Below are 17620 nucleotides of genomic sequence, written 5' to 3'. Positions count from 1 at the left end.
CTGCACAACACGGGTTGGAGACGGAATAAGCCATGGCCAAGCGGAATCAGGCGAGCGACGACGGGCAAGTGCAGGACCTACGCCCACGCCCGGTCAGGCTAACTAGCGACATGAGCCTGCCGAAGCTCTCGGCGGTCGAAATCGGCAGTTACGTGCTGATGCTGATCGGAATGTGGGCGGTCATCGGACTGAACCTGCTCGGCGCCTTGCTGGCCGGGCTGCTGGTGTTTCAACTCGTGCACACCATTGCGCCGCGCATCGAACGGCATATGTCGAGTCAGCGCGCGCGCTGGCTCGCGGTGGTGATCCTCTCGGTGGTGATAGTCGGCGCGCTGACGGCGCTGACGCTCGGCATCATCGAACATTTCGAGAACGACGTGCCGAGCGTGCAGAAACTGCTCGACCAGGCGATGCAACTGATCGACCAGGCGCGCGGCCGGATTCCGCAATTCGTCGCCAACTATCTGCCGGTCGATACCGAGCAGATGAAGACCAAGGCGGCCGAACTGATGCAGAAGAACGCGAACATGCTGCAGCAAAGCGGCAAGACCGCGGCGCGCGGCTTTACGCACATCCTGATCGGCATGATCATCGGCGCGATCATCGCGGTCGGGGCGCAGAAGCATATGCAACGGCTACCGCTGTCCACGGCGTTCGTCACGCGCGTGACCCGTTTCGCCGACGCCTTCCGCCGCATCGTATTCGCTCAGGTGAAGATTTCCGCGATCAATGCGGTCTTCACTGGCATCTTCCTGCTGGTGATCCTGCCGATCTTTCACGACACGCTGCCGCTCTCCAAAACACTGGTGCTGGTGACGTTTATCGTCGGCTTGCTGCCGGTGATCGGCAATCTGATCTCGAACACGATCATCGTCGCGGTGGCCCTCTCGGTAAGCTTTCCGGCGGCGGTCATGTCGTTGGTATTCCTGATCCTGATTCACAAGCTGGAATACTTCCTGAACGCGCGCATCGTCGGTAGTCAGATCGAGGCGCGCGCCTGGGAACTGCTGATCGCGATGCTCGTGATGGAAGCCGCGTTCGGTCTCCCCGGCGTGGTCGCGGCGCCGATCTTCTATGCGTACATCAAGCGGGAATTGATTTATCTGCGGCTGGTGTGAGCGTCAACCAGACTGCGATACGGGCTTGGCGAACGCAGGCAAAAAGCGGCACATGGGTGCCGCTTTTTTTCATCAGCCGTCGTCAGGCGGTCAGATCTGCGCCGCGCCCCCCGCTTACTGAACACTTGCAGTGGGCGGCCCGGCTCGCATAAGATGCGAATAATTCCCATTTGCAATACGACACCGTGACTCGCTGTTTCCCCTCGTTTTCCATTTTGCCGGCTCGCTTATGAGGCGGCAGCTCGTCCGCCTGCACCGCTGGTTCGGTGTCGCCATTGCGCTGTTTCTGTTCGTCGCCGGCTTGACCGGCGCGATCATCGCGTGGGATCACGAACTCGATGCGGCGCTGAACCCGTCGTTCTTCAAAGCGCGCAGCGCGGGCCCAGCGCTATCGGGACTCGAGTTGGCACGTCGCGTCGAAGCGGCTGATCCGCGCCTGCAGGTGACGTATCTGCCGCTCGCCGCTGAACCCGGCCGCACGTTGCAGATGATGGTGCTGCCGCGCACCAACCCCGCCACGCAGCAGCCCTACCCGCTCGACTTCAACCAGATCGCCGTCGATCCCGCCACCGGCGACATCCAGGGACGGCGCGAATGGGGCGCCGTTTCGCTTGCGCGGCTCAGTCTGATTCCGTTCATCTACAAGCTGCACTACACGCTGCAATTGCCATTCGCCAGCGGTGTCGATATCGGCACGTGGCTGATGGGCATTGTCGGGATCGTGTGGCTGTTCGATAGCGTGATCGCGCTATGGCTGTCGTTTCCGAGCTTCGAGGCATGGCGCAAGTCGTTCGCGTTTCGCCTCGGGCGCGGCGGCTATGCGCTCACCTTCGATCTGCACCGCTCGGGCGGCGTATGGATCTGGGGCTTGCTGGTGATCGTCGCGGTGACGTCGGTGTCGATGAATCTCTCAGCGCCGGTCGTTCGGCCAATCGTGTCGATGTTCTCGACGCTCACGCCGAATCCGGTCGACAGCCCCGAAATCCTGCGCGCGCCACAGCCCGGCGACCCGGTGCTAAGTCGCGAGCGCGTCGTGCAGCTAGCCGAGCAAGCCGGTAAGGCGCAGAACCTGAAGGTGCCCCCGGGTGGTATCTACTATGCGGAACACCTGCACGCCTACGGCGTCGGCTTCTACGCAACCGGCAACGATCACGGCGATATGGGCCTCGGCAATCCGTGGATGTATTGGGACGCGGCCACCGGCAAGCAGCTCGGCGCGCAGATTCCCGGCAAGGGCACGGCGGGCGACATCTTCATGCAGGTGCAATTCCCGCTGCACTCGGGACGCATCCTCGGTCTCGGCGGGCGGATTCTGATTAGCGCGGTGGGGATTGCGGTCGCCGTGCTGAGCGCAACGGGACTGCTGATCTGGCTGAAGAAACTGAATGCGCGCCGCCGTTCGGCACAAACCGCACGGCTCGCACAGGACGCGCGGGATGCGCGGGATGCGCGGGATGCGCGGGATGCGCGGGATGCGGGCAGGTCCGCGACGCGGCCTTGATCCGGCGAGAGCGCATCGGACTCAGTCGGTGCACGCTTGCAGCAGGGTCATGCGGCCATGGTTTGGCCACCCCCACTGCAAGCGTATCAACTACGTTTAACGAAACACCACAGTCTTGCTGCCGTTCAACACGACGCGATGCTCGACGTGCCACTTCACCGCACGCGCGAGCGTCACGCATTCCACGTCACGGCCGATCGCCGTCAGTTGCTCCGGCGTCATGCTGTGATCGACCCGCTCCACTTCCTGCTCGATGATCGGACCTTCGTCGAGATCCGTCGTCACGTAGTGCGCGGTTGCGCCGATCAGCTTCACGCCGCGGTCGAATGCCTGGTAGTACGGCTTCGCGCCTTTGAAGCTCGGCAGGAACGAATGGTGAATATTGATCGCGCGGCCGGCAAGGGATTCGCACAACTGCGGCGACAGAATCTGCATGTAGCGCGCGAGCACCACCAGATCGGCTTGATGCTCGCCGATCACTTCGAGCACGCGTGCTTCCTGCGCGGCCTTCGCCTCCGGCGTGCCGCCCAGCAGCGGGAAATGATGGAACGGAATGTCGTAGCTGGCCGCGAGCTGATAGAACTCCTTGTGGTTCGAGATGATCGCAGGAATCTCGATGCCCAGTTGACCGGTGCGATAGCGGAACAGCAGGTCGTTCAGGCAATGGCCGATCTTCGACACCATGATGACGACGCGCGGCTTCACCGACGCATCGTGCAATTCCCAGCGCATGCCGAACTGCTCGGCAAGCGTCGCGAATGATGTACGCAACAGGTTCAGGCCCGGATCGCCGCCCACTTGCTGGAAATGCACGCGCATGAAGAACTCGCCGGTGCGGCTGTCGCCGAACTGTGCGGAGTCGAGAATATTGCTGCCACGCTCGAACAGAAAGCCCGAAACCGCGTGGACGATGCCGGGCCGGTCGGCGCACGACAGTTTGAGGATAAAGCTGTGATCGGTCGACATGACCTGGGTGACTCCCTTCTTCAGTGCGTGGTTTGTTCGGTGTGTCCTGCTCGATGCGGCGTGCTACGGCGTGGCTCGGGCTATTCGTCGCGCCGGCGCCCGGCTAGCGCTTATACGAGCGCCGGCGGCGCGAACAATGTCTCGATGCCCGGACACGCGTCTTCGTCGATCCAGCGGCGGCGCAGCAGGCAATCCAGCGTGGCGAGACTCGCATCCACGGTCATCGCGCCTTCTTCGATCCAGCGCGCCACTTCGTCGATGCGCGCGAGCCGGTGTTCGCCCACTTCCCCGTCCTGGTTGCGCGGTGCGAAATCCGCCGGCAGCGCAAGGTCGTAGATAAAAATCTGTTCGGCCTGGGTGCCTTCCGGCAACGATTGCAGCACATGCGCGGTGCGGCCGGCCGTAGCGCGCGCGGCGATCTCCTCGGGAATACCGGCTTCTTCCCAGCACTCCTTGATGATCGTCGCCTCGATGCCGAAGCCCCAACCGACCCCGCCTGCCACGACATTGTCGAGCATGCCCGGGTCGGTCGCCTTGGTGTCGCTGCGGCGCGCGATCCACAACTGCGGGGCGCCATCCGCGTATTCTACGACGCCGTTCAGATGCACCGCGTAGGTCATCGTGCCGAAGAAGCGCGACGCCGCGCGTTCGATGTACGCGAGCGGCGGCGCATCGAACGCATTGCGTATCGCGTAAGTCTCGTTGCGCCAGCCGGGAATACGGCCCTCGGCGGCAAGCGCACCGATCACGGAACCGAGCGCCGCGCTGCGCAGATCGACGGTGTTGAACACAGGCGCGAGCGTCACGCGCATGTGTTCAACACCGTCGATTTCAAACACATCGGGCCAGCGCGCGAGCAAGGGCACATCGGCCGAGCGAATCCAGCCGACCTGCTCGGCGTCGATCCAGAACGGCAGATGCGCGTCACCATCGAAGCGGCGCGCGGCGGTGATGCAAGGCAAAGTCATTCAAAACTCCAAACTGTTCTTCTGGCGCATCCGGTTGTCGGCAGTTGCGCAGTCGCTTAGGCGGTCTCGGTCCCGGTCTCGCTCACGTCAATCACGCAAGGCGACGCGAATCCCGATCGCGATGAAGGTCGCGCCCGCGAGCCGATCGAGCCACACGCCCACGCGCGGCCGGCGCTTCAACCAACCGCCGATCATTCCCGCGCACACGCCGAACAGTGAAAACACCACCACGGTCTGCAACATGAACAACACGCCAAGTTCGAGCATCTGCACCGTGACGCTCTGCGTGCCGTGCGGCTGCACGAACTGCGGCAGGAACACCACGAAGAACAGCGTCACCTTCGGATTCAGCAAATTGCCGAGCACGCTCTGGCGAAAGACCGCCATCAACGGTTGCGGCTCGCGCTCGTGCGCGGTGGCGAGGCCCTGGCTGCGCAGCGCCTTGATGCCGATCCAGACCAGATACGCGGCGCCGGCCAGCTTGATCACTTCAAACGCAACCGGCGACGAACGCAGCAACGCGGCCACGCCAAGCGCGGCCAAAGTGGTGTGAAATGTGATGCCGGCCGCAAAGCCGAGCGCGGCGACGAGGCCCGCCGCACGGCCTTGCGAGATGCCACGCGCGAGTACTTGCAGATTGTCGGGACCGGGCGCCATCGTGATGGCGATCGAGGTTGCGAGGAACAACAGGAAGTTGGGCATCTTTTCTTACCGTCCTTGTGTGCAGGAAGAAATTCGCATCCAGCGATCAATGGCCGCCGAATTCAGTCACCGTATAGAGCGGTAGGCCCGCTTCGCGCAGCAGGGCCGAGCCGCCGAGTTCAGGCAGATCGATAATCGCGGCACCTTCGACCACCACCGCGCCGAGCCGCTCGAGCAGAATCTTGCCGGCCATCATTGTGCCGCCGGTGGCGATCAGATCGTCGATGATCACGACGCGGTCGCCCGGCTTGCAGGCGTCCTCGTGAATCTCGACCGTCGCGGTGCCGTATTCGAGCTCGTACGATTGCGCGACCCGCTTGTACGGAAGCTTGCCCTGCTTGCGGATCGGAATGAAGCCGAGGTTCAGCTCGTAAGCCAGAATCGGCCCGATGATGAAGCCACGCGCATCCAGCCCGGCGACGTAGTCGAGTTTCGCGTCGATATAGCGCTGGACGAACAGGTCGATCAGCACGCGCAGCAACTTCGGCTCCTGCAGCAGCGGCGTGATGTCGCGAAACTGCACGCCCGGCTGCGGCCAGTCGGGCACCGTGCGGATGTGGCTTTTGATGTAATTGGCCGCATCGAGCGGCGCGCTCGCGAGCGCGTTGGACATGACGTCTCCGGATGGACCTCGACAGGTCCGATGAAATGCTAAATCAGGTGCGGCCGGCTAGGTGCGGCCGGCTCAGACGCGGCCGGCAACGCCGACCCGCCGAGATCATGCCACGCCGACCTTACGCGCTAGGCCGCAGCGGCGCCCGCGCGGCGATGCTTAGAGAGCAGCTCTTCGGCTTCGGCCAATTGTTCGGGCAGACCGCGCAACACCACGATGTCGCTCGCGCGCAGCTTGGTGGACGGGTCCGGCTCGACGCCGCGAATGCCGTGCCTTCGAATGGCCGTCACCTCGACGCCCAGCTCGAACAGGCCCAGTTCCGCCAGCGTTCGGCCCACCGCGTCCGAGTTTTCGTCGACCGGCACCGATTGTAGCCGCACCTGTTCGTGGCCGTCGTCGTCTTCAACGTCGTCCGCGCCGTGGAAATAGCCACGCAATAGCGCATAGCGCTCGTCACGCATTTCCTCGACTCGCCGCACCACGCGCCGCATCGGCACGCCCATCAGCACCAGCGTATGCGAAGCCAGCATCAGGCTGCCTTCGACGATTTCAGGAATCACCTCGGTCGCGCCGGCGGCAAGCAGCTTTTCCAGATCGGCGTCGTCGACGGTACGAACGATCACCGGCAGCGTGGGTTCCAGTTCGTGAATATTGTGTAGCACGCGCAATGCCGAGGGCGTGTTCGCGTAGGTAATCGCGATCGCTGCGGCGCGATGGATACCGGCGGCAAGCAGCGATTCGCGCCGCCCCGCATCGCCGAACACCACAGACTCACCCGCCGCAGCCGCGGCCTGCACGCGATCCGGGTCCAGGTCCAAAGCGACGTACGACAAACCCTCGTGCTCCAGCATACGCGCCAGATTCTGCCCGGCCCGGCCGTAACCGCAAATGATGACGTGACCGCTTTGCTTCAGGCTTTGCGTCGCAATGCGCGTCATCTGCAAGGACTGCATCATCCATTCAGTCGACGACAGCCGCAGCACGATACGGTCCGCATTCTGGATCAGGAACGGCGCGGCCAGCATCGAGAGCAGCATCGCCGCGAGAATCGCCTGCAACAGGGTAGCGTCGACGAGATGCTTGTCGAGAATCAGGTTCAGCAGCACGAAGCCGAACTCACCGGCTTGCGCGAGGCCAATACCGGTGCGCATCGCGACACCCGGCGACGCGCCGAACAGGCGCGAGAGCCCGGTCACCATCACCGCCTTCAGCAGGATCGGACCGACCAGAAAGCCGAGCACGATGAACGGATGCTCCCAGATCACGCGCGGATTCAGCAGCATGCCGGTCGTGACGAAGAAGAGGCCCAGCAGCACGTCGCGAAACGGCTTGATGTCCTCTTCCACCTGATGCCGGTAAGGTGTTTCGGCGATCAACATGCCGGCGATGAACGCGCCGAGCGCGAGCGACAGGCCGAACTTGTCCGTGATGAACGCCGCGCCGAGCGTCACCAGCAGCAGATTAAGGATGAACAGTTCCTGCGAGCGGCGCCGCGCCACCACGTTGAACCAGCGCGTCATGAAGCGCTGACCCACTATTAACAATAGGGCCAACGCCACGATAATCTTGATGGCCGCCACCCCGAGCGCGCTGACGATATTTTTCGAATCGCCGCCCAGCGCCGCAATGACGATCAACAGCGGCACCACCGCCAGATCCTGGAACAGCAGCACGCCGAAGATATTGCGGCCATGCTCCGTTTCGATCTCGAGCCGCTCCGCCAGCATCTTGCTGACGATCGCCGTCGACGACATCGCCAGCGCGCCGCCCAGCGCCACGCTCGCCTGCCACGTGATATGCACCCAGCGCTCCAGCACGAAGCCGAGCGTGACCGCGATGGCAATCGTGCCGATCACCTGCAACAGGCCGAGGCCGAATACCAGCGTGCGCATCGAGCGCAGTTTGGACAGCGAAAACTCCAGCCCGATGGAAAACATCAGGAACACAACGCCGAATTCGGCCAGGTTCTGCGCGCCCGCCGAATCGGGAATCAGACCGAACGCGTGCGGCCCGACGACGATGCCGACCGTCAGATAGCCCAGCATCGGTGGAAGATTCAGAAAGCGAAAGATCACCACTCCGGCCACTGATGCCAGCAGCAGGAATAGCGTCATTTCGAGCGGGGAAATCATCGGCAAAAACGCATCGGTAAAGCGTCCTCGTTCGTCAGCGGAACCGCACACGCTAAACACCGTGCGACAAGGTTGTGGGGCCGTTAAAAACAGCAATAGAGGCAGCGGCTTGGCACAGCAGGCCCGGCGCGGCGAACAAGCGCCTTTGCTATACTCCGCGAATGATAGCGAAAATCAATGGCGACCGGGCACTCGCGCTCGCTCGTGACGTGCTCGACATCGAAGCGGACGCCGTGCGCGCGCTTCGCGATCAACTCGACGATGGCTTCGTCGGGGCGGTCGACTTCATCCTGGGTTGCCGCGGACGCGTTGTCGTTTCCGGCATCGGCAAATCCGGCCACGTGGCCCGCAAGCTCGCGGCCACGCTCGCCAGCACCGGCACACCGGCGTTCTTCGTTCACCCGGCGGAAGCCAGCCATGGTGACCTCGGCATGGTGACGGCAGACGACGTGTTCCTCGCGCTGTCCAATTCCGGCGAAACTGAAGAACTCGTGGCGATCCTGCCGCTCATCAAGCGGATCGGCGCGAAGCTGATTGCGATGACGGGCCGCCCGTCGTCGAGTCTCGCACAACTGGCCGACGTGCATCTGAATTCCGGCGTGTCGAAAGAAGCCTGCCCGATGAATCTTGCGCCGACCGCCAGCACCACCGCCGCGCTCGCGCTTGGCGATGCGCTCGCGGTCGCGGTGCTGGACGCGCGCGGCTTCGGCGCGGACGACTTTGCCCGCTCGCATCCGGGCGGCGCGCTCGGCCGGCGCCTGCTCACTTATGTTCGCGACGTGATGCGTACCGGCGACCAGGTGCCGAAGGTGACGCCTGACGCGACCGTGCGCGACGCGCTGTTCCAGTTGACGGCCAAGCGCATGGGCATGACGGCGATCGTCGATCACAACGATCATGTGACCGGCATCTTCACCGACGGCGACTTGCGCCGCGTGCTCGAACGCGACGGCGATTTCCGCAATTTGCCGATCGCCTCAGTCATGACCGCCGGCCCGCGCACCATCGGTCCGGATCAACTTGCCGTCGAAGCCGTGGAACTGATGGAGCGCCACCGCATCAATCAGATGCTGGTCGTCGACGGAGCAGGCAAGCTGATCGGCGCACTCAACATGCACGACCTGTTCTCGAAGAAGGTGATCTGATGCCCGTCGCCCCCCTTACCGCCACTGAGCGCGCAAGCCGCGTCAAGCTGATGATTTTCGACGTCGACGGCGTGCTGACCGACGGTGGCCTGCTGTTTACGGCAGAAGGCGACACGATGAAGGCGTTCCACTCGATGGACGGTCACGGCATGAAGCTGCTGCGCCAGGCCGGCATCGAAACGGCGATCATCACCGGGCGCAAGTCGGGCATCGTCGCGGCACGGGCAAAGGAAATGAATATCACCCACGTCTATCAGGGTGTGCAAGACAAACCCCAGGCGTTTGCCGACCTGCTCGAGCAAACCGGCTTGACGGCGGAAGAATGCGGCTATATGGGCGACGACTGGGTCGACCTCGGCGTGATGCTGAAGGTCGGCTTCGCGGCGGCGCCGGCCAATTCGCATCCTGAAGTGATCGCGCGCGCCCATTGGGTCAGCGAGGCGCGCGGCGGCCACGGTGCGGCGCGTGAAGTCTGCGATACCCTGCTGCGCGCGCAGCACAAGTATGAGGCGCTGCTCGCGGCCGCCTGTAGCGGCGAACAGCGGGGCCTCGTCGGATGAATCAGTTTCGCTGGACTTCGCTGATTCCGCTCGTCGCGATGGCGGCGCTCGCCGGCATTACGTGGTGGCTGCTGCAAGCCACGCTGCCGCGGCAGAACGAAAGCGTGGTGCGCCCCAAGGAGCACACGCCCGACTACTTCGCGGACACCTTCTCGGTTTCCGAACTCGATCAATCGGGCTCGACGCAATACCGGCTGACCGCCCAGTCTCTGATCCATTACGAGGATGACGAGCTGAGCGATCTGGTCAAGCCGGCCATGCGCGCCTTCCAGCCCGGCAAGCCGATCATCACCGCGACCGGCGACACCGGCAAGGTGAACGCCGACGCCTCGATCGTCGATCTGTACGACAATGCGCGCATCCTGCGGGCCGCTGGCAACGGCGATCCGCAGATGCAAGCGGATTCGCAGCATTTTAGGGTGCTGGTCAACGACGATGTGATCGAGACCGAAAAGCCGGTTAAACTTCAGCGCGGCATGTCTGTGATGACTGCCAGCGGCATGAACTACAACAACGTCACCCGGGTGATGCAGCTGTTCGGCAATGTGAAGGGCGCGATTGCCGCGTCCGAAGGCTCCGTCAGTTCGCCCAAGCAACCCGGGTAATCCATTCCAGGCGTGACTGCATGAACGAATCGTTCCCCCGTTTTGATACCGGCCGCTCGCGCACCCTGTCCGCGTGCCGCGCCGGACTCGCTGCGCTGATTGTCGCGTTGCCGCTCGCCGGCTTCGCGCCGCTTGCGCACGCCGACCGCGCCGACAAGGACAAACCGCTGAACGTCGAAGCGGACAATATGACTTACGACGACCTCAAACAGGTCAACATCTTCACCGGCCACGTGGTCGCCACCAAAGGCACGATCGTGATCAGGGCCGATCGGGTCGAAGTGACGCAAGACCCGCAGGGCTATCAGTACGCCACCGGCACGTCGAGCGGCGGCAATCTGTCGTATTTCCGCCAGAAACGCGAAGGCCTCGATGAATACATCGAAGGCACGGCCATTCGTATCGACTACGACGGCAAGCAGGATCTGACCACGCTCACCACCAACGCCACCGTGAAGCGCCTGCAAGGCCTCTCGACAGTCATGGATCAGGTGCACGGCAGCGTCATCACGTATGACGGCCAGAACGATTTCTACACCGCGAAGGCGGGTAAGGACGTCGCCGGCCCGGGCAACCCGACCGGCCGCGTGCGCGCGATGCTGGCTCCGCGCAATGGCGGCACTGCGCCGCTGAACGGCGCGTCGGCCACGCTCGCGCCGTCCACCACGATTCAGGGAGCACCGAACCAGTGAGTTCCTCCGCGTCCCTCCCCAATCGCAAACCAGCCGGCACCAGCAGTTCGCTGGTGGTCCGCAACCTGAAAAAGCGTTACGGCTCGCGCACCGTTGTCAAAGATGTCTCGCTCGACGTAAAAAGCGGCGAAGTGGTCGGCCTGCTCGGCCCCAATGGCGCCGGCAAGACCACCTCATTCTATATGATCGTCGGCCTCGTGCCGCTCGATGCGGGTGAAATCGATCTGGACGGCAAGTCGATCAGCCTGCTGCCGATTCACAAGCGCGCGTCGCTGGGTTTGTCGTATCTGCCGCAGGAAGCGTCGGTGTTCCGCAAGCTCAGCGTCGAGGAAAACATTCGCGCGGTGCTGGAATTGCAGCACGAAGACAACGGCAAGCGGCTTAGCAAGGACACCATCACAAACCGCACCGAGGCGTTGCTCGACGAACTGCAGATTGCTCACCTGCGTGAGAATCCGGCGCTGTCGCTGTCCGGCGGCGAGCGCCGGCGGGTTGAAATTGCACGTGCGCTGGCCACCAATCCGAGCTTCATTCTGCTCGACGAACCGTTCGCGGGCGTCGATCCGATCGCGGTGCTGGAAATCCAGAAGATCGTCAAATTTTTGAAGCAGCGCAACATCGGCGTGCTGATCACCGACCACAACGTGCGCGAAACCCTCGGCATCTGTGACCACGCCTACATCATCAGCGACGGCAGCGTGCTGGCCGCCGGTGCGCCGAGCGACATCATCGAAAACGAAAGCGTGCGGCGCGTCTATCTGGGCGAACACTTCCGCATGTAAGTGCACAAGGGATTGCCGGCGGTGCGAGCGCGCATCCGCCGGATCCTTTGCGGCATCTGCACATCACCATTTTTAACCTGGGCGTCCCGCGCCCAGCGCCGCCGAAAACGGGCGCACGCGTAATTGCGAGTGTCGCAATGTATCGCGGTCGTGGCAAACTCTCTACAATGAATCTCAACTTGCCATGAAAGCCAGCCTCCAACTCCGCCTATCGCAGCATCTTGCGCTGACCCCGCAACTGCAGCAGTCCATCCGGCTGCTTCAGCTGTCCACGCTCGAACTGCAGCAGGAAGTCGCAATGGCGATCTCGCAGAATCCGCTCCTCGAGAACGAGGATGACTGGATCGCGAGCCCCTTGCGCGTGGCGGCCGACGGCTCGCTGATCGCCCAGGCGCCCAATTCCTCCGCACCGCCCGACCAGATGGGCGGCAATACGTCGTCTTCGTCCACCAGCAGCAGTGAGCGCACCGAGAGCGGCGAGCCGCAGGGTGTCGACGAATACAACGGCCTCGCGGGCGACAGCAACGGCGAGGCGTCGCAATGGGATCTCGGCGACTACGGCCGCTCCGGCAATGCCTCGGACGACGACGATCTGCCGCCGCTGCAAATCCACGAATCGAGCACCTCGCTGCGCGATCACCTGATGGCGCAACTGCGCGTCACCCAGGCGAGCCAGCGCGACCGCGCACTGATCACCTTCCTGATCGAATCGCTCGACGACGACGGCTATCTTGCCGCCACGCTCGAGGAAGTGCTGAACGACCTGCCTGAAGAGCTCGAAGTCGATCTCGACGAAATGAACGCCGCGCTGGCGCTGCTGCATAGCTTCGACCCTGCAGGGGTCGGCGCGCGCTCCGCGTCGGAATGTCTCAAGCTGCAATTGCTGCGGCTCGAACAGTCACCTACGCGCACGCTTGCGCTCGACATCGTCGCCCATTATCTGGAACTGCTGGCGGCACGCGACTTCACGCGCCTGCGCAAGCATCTGAAGGCGAACGACGACGATTTGCGGGATGCGCATGTTCTGATTCGCTCGCTCGAGCCGTTTCCCGGCGCCGCTTACGGCAAGGCGGAAGCGGACTATGTCGTGCCGGACATCATGGTGCGCAAAACGGCACAGGGCTGGCAGGCGGAACTCAATCCGGAAGTGGTGCCGAAGCTGCGCATCAACCATCTGTACGCGAATATTCTGCGCAACAACCGGGGCGATCCGGGCAGTGGATCGTTGCGCCAGCAACTGCAGGAAGCACGCTGGCTGATCAAAAATATCCAGCAGCGTTTCGAGACCATCCTCCGGGTCGCGCAAGCCATTGTCGAGCGTCAAAAGAGTTTTTTTGTGCATGGCGAAATTGCCATGCGCCCCTTGGTTTTGCGAGAAATTGCTGATACGCTGGGCCTACACGAGTCAACTGTCTCCCGTGTGACAACCGGTAAATACATGCTGACCCCATTCGGGACGCTTGAATTTAAGTACTTCTTCGGATCACACGTTTCGACTGACACGGGCGGCGCGGCCTCTTCCACGGCCATTCGCGCGCTCATCAAGCAACTGATAGGAGCGGAAAACCCGAAATCTCCTCTTTCAGACAGCCGCATAGCCGAACTGCTGGCGGAACAGGGCTTCGTGGTCGCACGGCGTACCGTTGCGAAGTATCGCGAAGCGCTCAAGATTCCGGCAGTCAACCTGCGCAAGTCTCTGTAGCCCGCCGCCTCCCGCGACGGGCATTTACCGGCCGCTCCGCAGTTGGCGGACAGGCCGGCCGATGCGACCTGCCAGAAGTCAGTCACCGGGGGGCGACTCAGGCAAGCCGACAGATCGACCGGACCTTCGTCATCGTGCGGAACAAGCGGCCTCTAGCTTGGAGAAGCACTATGAATCTGCAGATCAGTGGACACCACCTCGAAGTAACGCCTGCGTTGCGCGAATACGTGATCACCAAACTGGATAGGGTGCTAAGACATTTTGATCAGGTAATTGACGGCAGTGTGGTCCTCTCGGTCGACAACCACAAGGAAAAGGAAAAGCGTCAAAAGGTTGAAATCAACCTGCATCTAAAGGGCAAAGATATCTTTGTCGAGAGCTGTGACAGCGACCTGTACGCTGCGATCGATCTGATGGTCGACAAGCTCGACCGGCAAGTGATACGCCATAAGGATCGCCTGCAAGGTCATGCGCACGAGGCCATCAAGTACCAGCCGGCACCGCTAGTGGACGTGCCGCCGCAATAAGGAAGATTAGAAGGTTTCTTTACTTCCTTCGGCTTTCCTCAATTGCTTTACCCAGCCAAACCGCCCGAGACCGGGCGGTTTTTCGTTTCAGGGCACCTTTCTCGCGCAGCGGCGCAGACCGGATCAATCCTGCGAAGAAACTCATGATGCATGGATGGCGCGCCGCACCATCCATGGCAACCCTGTTCTATAATGTTCCGGTTACCATCGGGGTCAAGTTAGCTCAAACGGAAATCGGTCGGCCGGAGTCCTGCGCTTTCGAACTCCAACGCACGTCGCCGTGAGCATCAAACGAATGGAACACCACTCAAACGCCCCAGCGAGGAGAACCCAGGCCACGTTTTCGCCTGTCAACATGAATCGTTTAGCCAAATTTCTTCCCCTCGAGAACGTCGTCGTCGGACTATCGGTCACCAGCAAGAAGCGCGTGTTCGAGCAAGCGGGCCTGATCTTCGAGAACCAGAACGGCATCGCCCGTAGCACGGTCACTGACAATCTGTTTGCGCGTGAGCGCCTCGGATCGACGGGGCTCGGCGAAGGCGTCGCGATTCCGCATGGCCGGATCAAAGGCTTGAAGCAACCGCTCGCCGCGTTCGTGCGCCTCGCCGAACCCATCCCCTTCGAATCGCCCGACGGCCAGCCGGTCTCGCTGCTGATTTTCCTGCTCGTGCCCGAGCAGGCCACCCAGCAGCACCTCGAAATCCTTTCGGAAATCGCCCAGTTGCTGTCCGATCGCGAGGCCCGCGAGCGCCTGCATACGGAAGAAGACCGCGAATCATTGCATCGCCTGCTCACTCAGTGGCAACCTTGATGCATCGGCGGTTGTCCGCGCGCCGGTTATTCACCCAGTTACCCGCCCGCATGCGGGTACAACCTGGCAAGGCAAACGGTCCGCGTTAGCGCGGCCGCCCCTTTGCCCGGCAAGCGGCCCACACTGGAGTCACTGACTCATGGATACGTCCAGCATCAACGCCCAGAGCATTTTCGACGACAACGCGGCCATGCTGAAACTGAGCTGGCTGACGGGGCATGAAGGCTGGGAGCGCGGCTTTTCTTCGGAATCGGTCGCCAATGCCACGTCGAGCGCCGACCTCGTCGGCCACTTGAACCTGATCCACCCGAACCGGATTCAGGTGCTCGGCGACGCCGAAATTGACTACTACAAGCGCCAAACCGACGAAGACCGCTCGCGCCACATGGCCGAGCTAATCGCGTTGGAACCGCCGTTTCTGGTGGTGGCGGGCGGCGTCGCCGCGCCGCCGGAACTGGTGCTGCGCTGCACGCGCTCGTCCACACCGCTCTTCACCACGCCAATGTCCGCCGCTGCGGTGATCGACAGCCTGCGCCTCTACATGTCGCGCATTCTCGCGCCGCGCGCCACGCTGCACGGCGTGTTTCTCGACATTCTCGGCATGGGCGTGCTGCTCACCGGCGATTCCGGCCTCGGCAAGAGCGAACTCGGGCTGGAACTGATCAGCCGCGGCCACGGCCTCGTCGCCGACGACGCGGTGGATTTCGTGCGCCTCGGCCCGGATTTCGTCGAAGGGCGCTGTCCGCCGCTGCTGCAAAACCTGCTCGAAGTGCGCGGTCTCGGGCTGCTCGACATCAAGACGATCTTCGGTGAAACCGCGGTGCGCCGCAAAATGAAGCTGAAACTGATCGTGCAACTGGTGCGCCGTCCCGACGGCGAATTCCAGCGGCTGCCGCTGGAAAGCCAAACCGTCGACGTGCTCGGCTTGCCGATCAGCAAAGTCACGATTCAGGTGGCGGCCGGCCGCAACCTCGCGGTGCTGGTCGAAGCGGCCGTGCGCAACACGATCCTGCAACTGCGCGGTATCGATACGCTGCGCGACTTCATGGATCGCCAGCGTCTGGCCATGCAGGACCCGGACAGCCAGTTTCCCGGCAAATTGATCTGAATCCGCGACATCCCCGAGGCGCCGTGTCACGCCCGCAGCTAACGGTGGTGGTGGCGGCGGCTGCGGCGGCACGCGCACGGGGACCAGATGCTATGATGAACTGTACGGATTTCACGACTCCATGCGCATAATCCTGATCACCGGTATTTCCGGCTCCGGCAAGTCAGTTGCCCTGAACGCGCTTGAAGACGCAGGCTATTACTGCGTCGACAATCTGCCGCCACGTTTTTTGCCGCAACTGGCCAACTATCTCGCCGACGACGGCCAAGAACGACTCGCGGTCGCCATCGACGCGCGTTCGAGCGCCTCGCTCGACGAAATGCCCGCGATGATCCGCGACCTGTCGCGCGCCCACGACGTGCGCGTGCTCTTCCTGAACGCAAGCACGCAGGCGCTGATTCAACGCTTCTCCGAAACGCGCCGCCGCCATCCGCTGTCCGGTTCCACCGCGCATGATGCGGACGTCGGCTTGTTGACGTCGCTCGCCGAAGCGATTGAACGCGAACGCGAACTCGTGGCGGGCCTCGTCGAGTTCGGCCATCAGATCGACACCAGCAATCTGCGCGCGAACGTGCTGCGTGCATGGGTCAAACGCTTCATCGAGCAGGAAGATGCGGGCCTCGTGCTGATGTTCGAGTCCTTCGGCTTTAAACGCGGCGTGCCGCTCGACGCCGATTTTGTTTTCGACGTACGCACGCTGCCGAACCCGTACTACGATCATGAATTGCGGCCACTCACGGGCCTCGACAAACCGGTGATGGATTTTCTCGACGCGCTGCCGGTCGTGCATGAAATGATCGACGACATCGAAAAGTTTCTCGTCAAATGGCTGCCGCATTTCCGTGACGACAATCGCAGTTATCTGACGGTCGCGATCGGTTGCACGGGCGGCCAACACCGCTCGGTGTTCATTGCGGAGACGCTCGCCGCGCGTCTCGCAACTTCGGCGAATGTCATTGTGCGGCACCGCGATGCGCCGGTCGACATCGGCGAATCATCGAAGTTAGTGGCTTAACCGGCCGCGTCGCGCGGCCTCAACTCGAAGCGTTGCGCCATGTCTTCTACTACTGTGCTTGCCGATGTGCCGCTGTTTCCGCTGCATTCGGTGCTGTTTCCCGATGGACTGCTGCCACTGAAAATCTTCGAAGCGCGCTACCTCGATATGGCGCGCGACTGCCTGCGTGAAAAAACGCCGTTCGGCGTGTGTCTGCTGAAAAGCGGCGCGGAAGTGGCGCGTGAAGAAGAGCCTTCGGTGCCTGAAGCAATTGGCTGTCTTGCCGAAATCGAAGAGTGCGATGTCGAAGCCTTCGGCATGCTGCTGATTCGGGCGCGCGGCACGCGGCGGTTTCGCCTGCTGTCGCATCGCGTGGAGGCGAGCGGCTTGCTGGTCGGCATGGCGGAGCCGCTCGGAGACGACATACCGCTCGAGGGCAATGAGCAACTGGCCAAATTCGGCGCGTGCGCGGAAGTGCTCGAACGGATCATCGCAACGATCCGCGAACGCGATCCGGACAGCTTGCCGTTCGTGGAGCCGTTCAGGCTGGAAGATCCGTCATGGGTGTCGAACCGGCTCGCGGAAGTGTTGCCGATCGCCCTTCGTGCACGACAAAAGCTAATGGAATTGCAGGACGCCGGCGCGCGAATCGACGTGGTTCATCACTATATGCAGCAGCATCAGCTGCTTTGAT

The 17620-nt window shown here is 62.5% G+C and carries 18 protein-coding genes; 13 read left to right on the top strand and 5 right to left on the bottom strand.

The genetic code is table 11. The annotated features are described in order from the left end of the window. Positions 1–32: 32 nt before the first annotated feature. Both GNZ13_RS37295 and GNZ13_RS37290 read left to right on the top strand, forming a co-directional pair. The gene (locus GNZ13_RS37295; protein ID WP_172174228.1) at positions 33–1118 is read left to right on the top strand and encodes an AI-2E family transporter; all 1086 of its coding nucleotides are present in this window, start codon (positions 33–35) and stop codon (positions 1116–1118) included. A gap of 229 nt (positions 1119–1347) precedes the next feature. Beyond that, the gene (locus GNZ13_RS37290; protein WP_172174225.1) at positions 1348–2619 is read left to right on the top strand and encodes a PepSY-associated TM helix domain-containing protein; all 1272 of its coding nucleotides are present in this window, start codon (positions 1348–1350) and stop codon (positions 2617–2619) included. A gap of 96 nt (positions 2620–2715) precedes the next feature. On the opposite strand, the gene purU is transcribed toward GNZ13_RS37290, so the two are convergent. The 5 genes from purU to GNZ13_RS37265 all read right to left on the bottom strand — a co-directional run bounded on the left by purU (position 2716) and on the right by GNZ13_RS37265 (position 8000). Beyond that, positions 2716–3585: a formyltetrahydrofolate deformylase gene (purU, locus tag GNZ13_RS37285; protein WP_172174222.1), complete on the bottom strand. Its 870-nt coding sequence runs from the start codon at positions 3583–3585 to the stop codon at positions 2716–2718. A gap of 110 nt (positions 3586–3695) precedes the next feature. Then, positions 3696–4553, bottom strand: a complete 858-nt coding sequence (locus GNZ13_RS37280) for an NUDIX hydrolase (protein ID WP_172174220.1) — start codon at positions 4551–4553, stop codon at positions 3696–3698. 87 nt (positions 4554–4640) lie between these two features. Beyond that, positions 4641–5255 (bottom strand): LysE family translocator, encoded by a 615-nt coding sequence (locus GNZ13_RS37275; protein WP_172174218.1) that lies wholly within the window; start codon positions 5253–5255, stop codon positions 4641–4643. Between the two features lie 46 nt (positions 5256–5301). Continuing rightward, positions 5302–5868, bottom strand: coding sequence for an adenine phosphoribosyltransferase (locus GNZ13_RS37270; RefSeq protein ID WP_172174216.1), 567 nt, complete (start codon positions 5866–5868; stop codon positions 5302–5304). A gap of 128 nt (positions 5869–5996) precedes the next feature. Then, the gene (locus GNZ13_RS37265) at positions 5997–8000 is read right to left on the bottom strand and encodes a monovalent cation:proton antiporter family protein (RefSeq protein ID WP_172174659.1); all 2004 of its coding nucleotides are present in this window, start codon (positions 7998–8000) and stop codon (positions 5997–5999) included. A 161-nt stretch (positions 8001–8161) separates the two neighbouring features. Here GNZ13_RS37265 and kdsD point away from each other — a divergent pair, with 161 nt between their 5' ends. From kdsD to GNZ13_RS37210, 11 genes are all read left to right on the top strand, one after another. Then, positions 8162–9145, top strand: coding sequence for an arabinose 5-phosphate isomerase KdsD (gene kdsD, locus GNZ13_RS37260; protein WP_172174214.1), 984 nt, complete (start codon positions 8162–8164; stop codon positions 9143–9145). Further along, positions 9145–9705, top strand: a complete 561-nt coding sequence (locus GNZ13_RS37255; RefSeq protein ID WP_172174212.1) for a KdsC family phosphatase — start codon at positions 9145–9147, stop codon at positions 9703–9705. Before kdsD ends, GNZ13_RS37255 begins: the two co-directional genes overlap by 1 nt. Further along, complete coding sequence (gene lptC / locus GNZ13_RS37250) at positions 9702–10310, top strand: LPS export ABC transporter periplasmic protein LptC (RefSeq protein ID WP_172174210.1); 609 nt, start codon at positions 9702–9704, stop codon at positions 10308–10310. Before GNZ13_RS37255 ends, lptC begins: the two co-directional genes overlap by 4 nt. A 20-nt stretch (positions 10311–10330) precedes the next feature. After that, positions 10331–11002, top strand: a complete 672-nt coding sequence (gene lptA / locus GNZ13_RS37245; RefSeq protein WP_172174208.1) for a lipopolysaccharide transport periplasmic protein LptA — start codon at positions 10331–10333, stop codon at positions 11000–11002. Beyond that, positions 10999–11784, top strand: a complete 786-nt coding sequence (gene lptB / locus GNZ13_RS37240) for an LPS export ABC transporter ATP-binding protein (RefSeq protein WP_172174206.1) — start codon at positions 10999–11001, stop codon at positions 11782–11784. The genes lptA and lptB overlap by 4 nt, the downstream gene beginning before the upstream one ends. Before the next feature lie 184 nt (positions 11785–11968). After that, positions 11969–13486 carry an RNA polymerase factor sigma-54 gene (locus GNZ13_RS37235; RefSeq protein WP_172174203.1) on the top strand — a complete coding sequence of 506 codons (1518 nt, stop codon included), beginning with the start codon at positions 11969–11971 and terminating at the stop codon, positions 13484–13486. 170 nt (positions 13487–13656) lie between these two features. Continuing rightward, the gene (hpf, locus tag GNZ13_RS37230; RefSeq protein ID WP_172174200.1) at positions 13657–14013 is read left to right on the top strand and encodes a ribosome hibernation-promoting factor, HPF/YfiA family; all 357 of its coding nucleotides are present in this window, start codon (positions 13657–13659) and stop codon (positions 14011–14013) included. A 295-nt stretch (positions 14014–14308) separates the two neighbouring features. Next, positions 14309–14824, top strand: a complete 516-nt coding sequence (locus GNZ13_RS37225; protein WP_074285509.1) for a PTS sugar transporter subunit IIA — start codon at positions 14309–14311, stop codon at positions 14822–14824. 139 nt (positions 14825–14963) lie between these two features. Beyond that, complete coding sequence (hprK, locus tag GNZ13_RS37220) at positions 14964–15932, top strand: HPr(Ser) kinase/phosphatase (RefSeq protein WP_012431656.1); 969 nt, start codon at positions 14964–14966, stop codon at positions 15930–15932. Between the two features lie 121 nt (positions 15933–16053). Further along, positions 16054–16947 carry an RNase adapter RapZ gene (rapZ, locus tag GNZ13_RS37215; RefSeq protein ID WP_172174198.1) on the top strand — a complete coding sequence of 298 codons (894 nt, stop codon included), beginning with the start codon at positions 16054–16056 and terminating at the stop codon, positions 16945–16947. 39 nt (positions 16948–16986) lie between these two features. Next, positions 16987–17619 (top strand): LON peptidase substrate-binding domain-containing protein, encoded by a 633-nt coding sequence (locus GNZ13_RS37210; protein WP_172174196.1) that lies wholly within the window; start codon positions 16987–16989, stop codon positions 17617–17619. Position 17620: the final 1 nt, after the last annotated feature.

It is taken from the genome of Paraburkholderia elongata (genome assembly GCF_013177735.1).
GTDB lineage: Bacteria > Pseudomonadota > Gammaproteobacteria > Burkholderiales > Burkholderiaceae > Paraburkholderia > Paraburkholderia elongata.
This window is presented reverse-complemented; position numbering and strand designations above follow the sequence as displayed.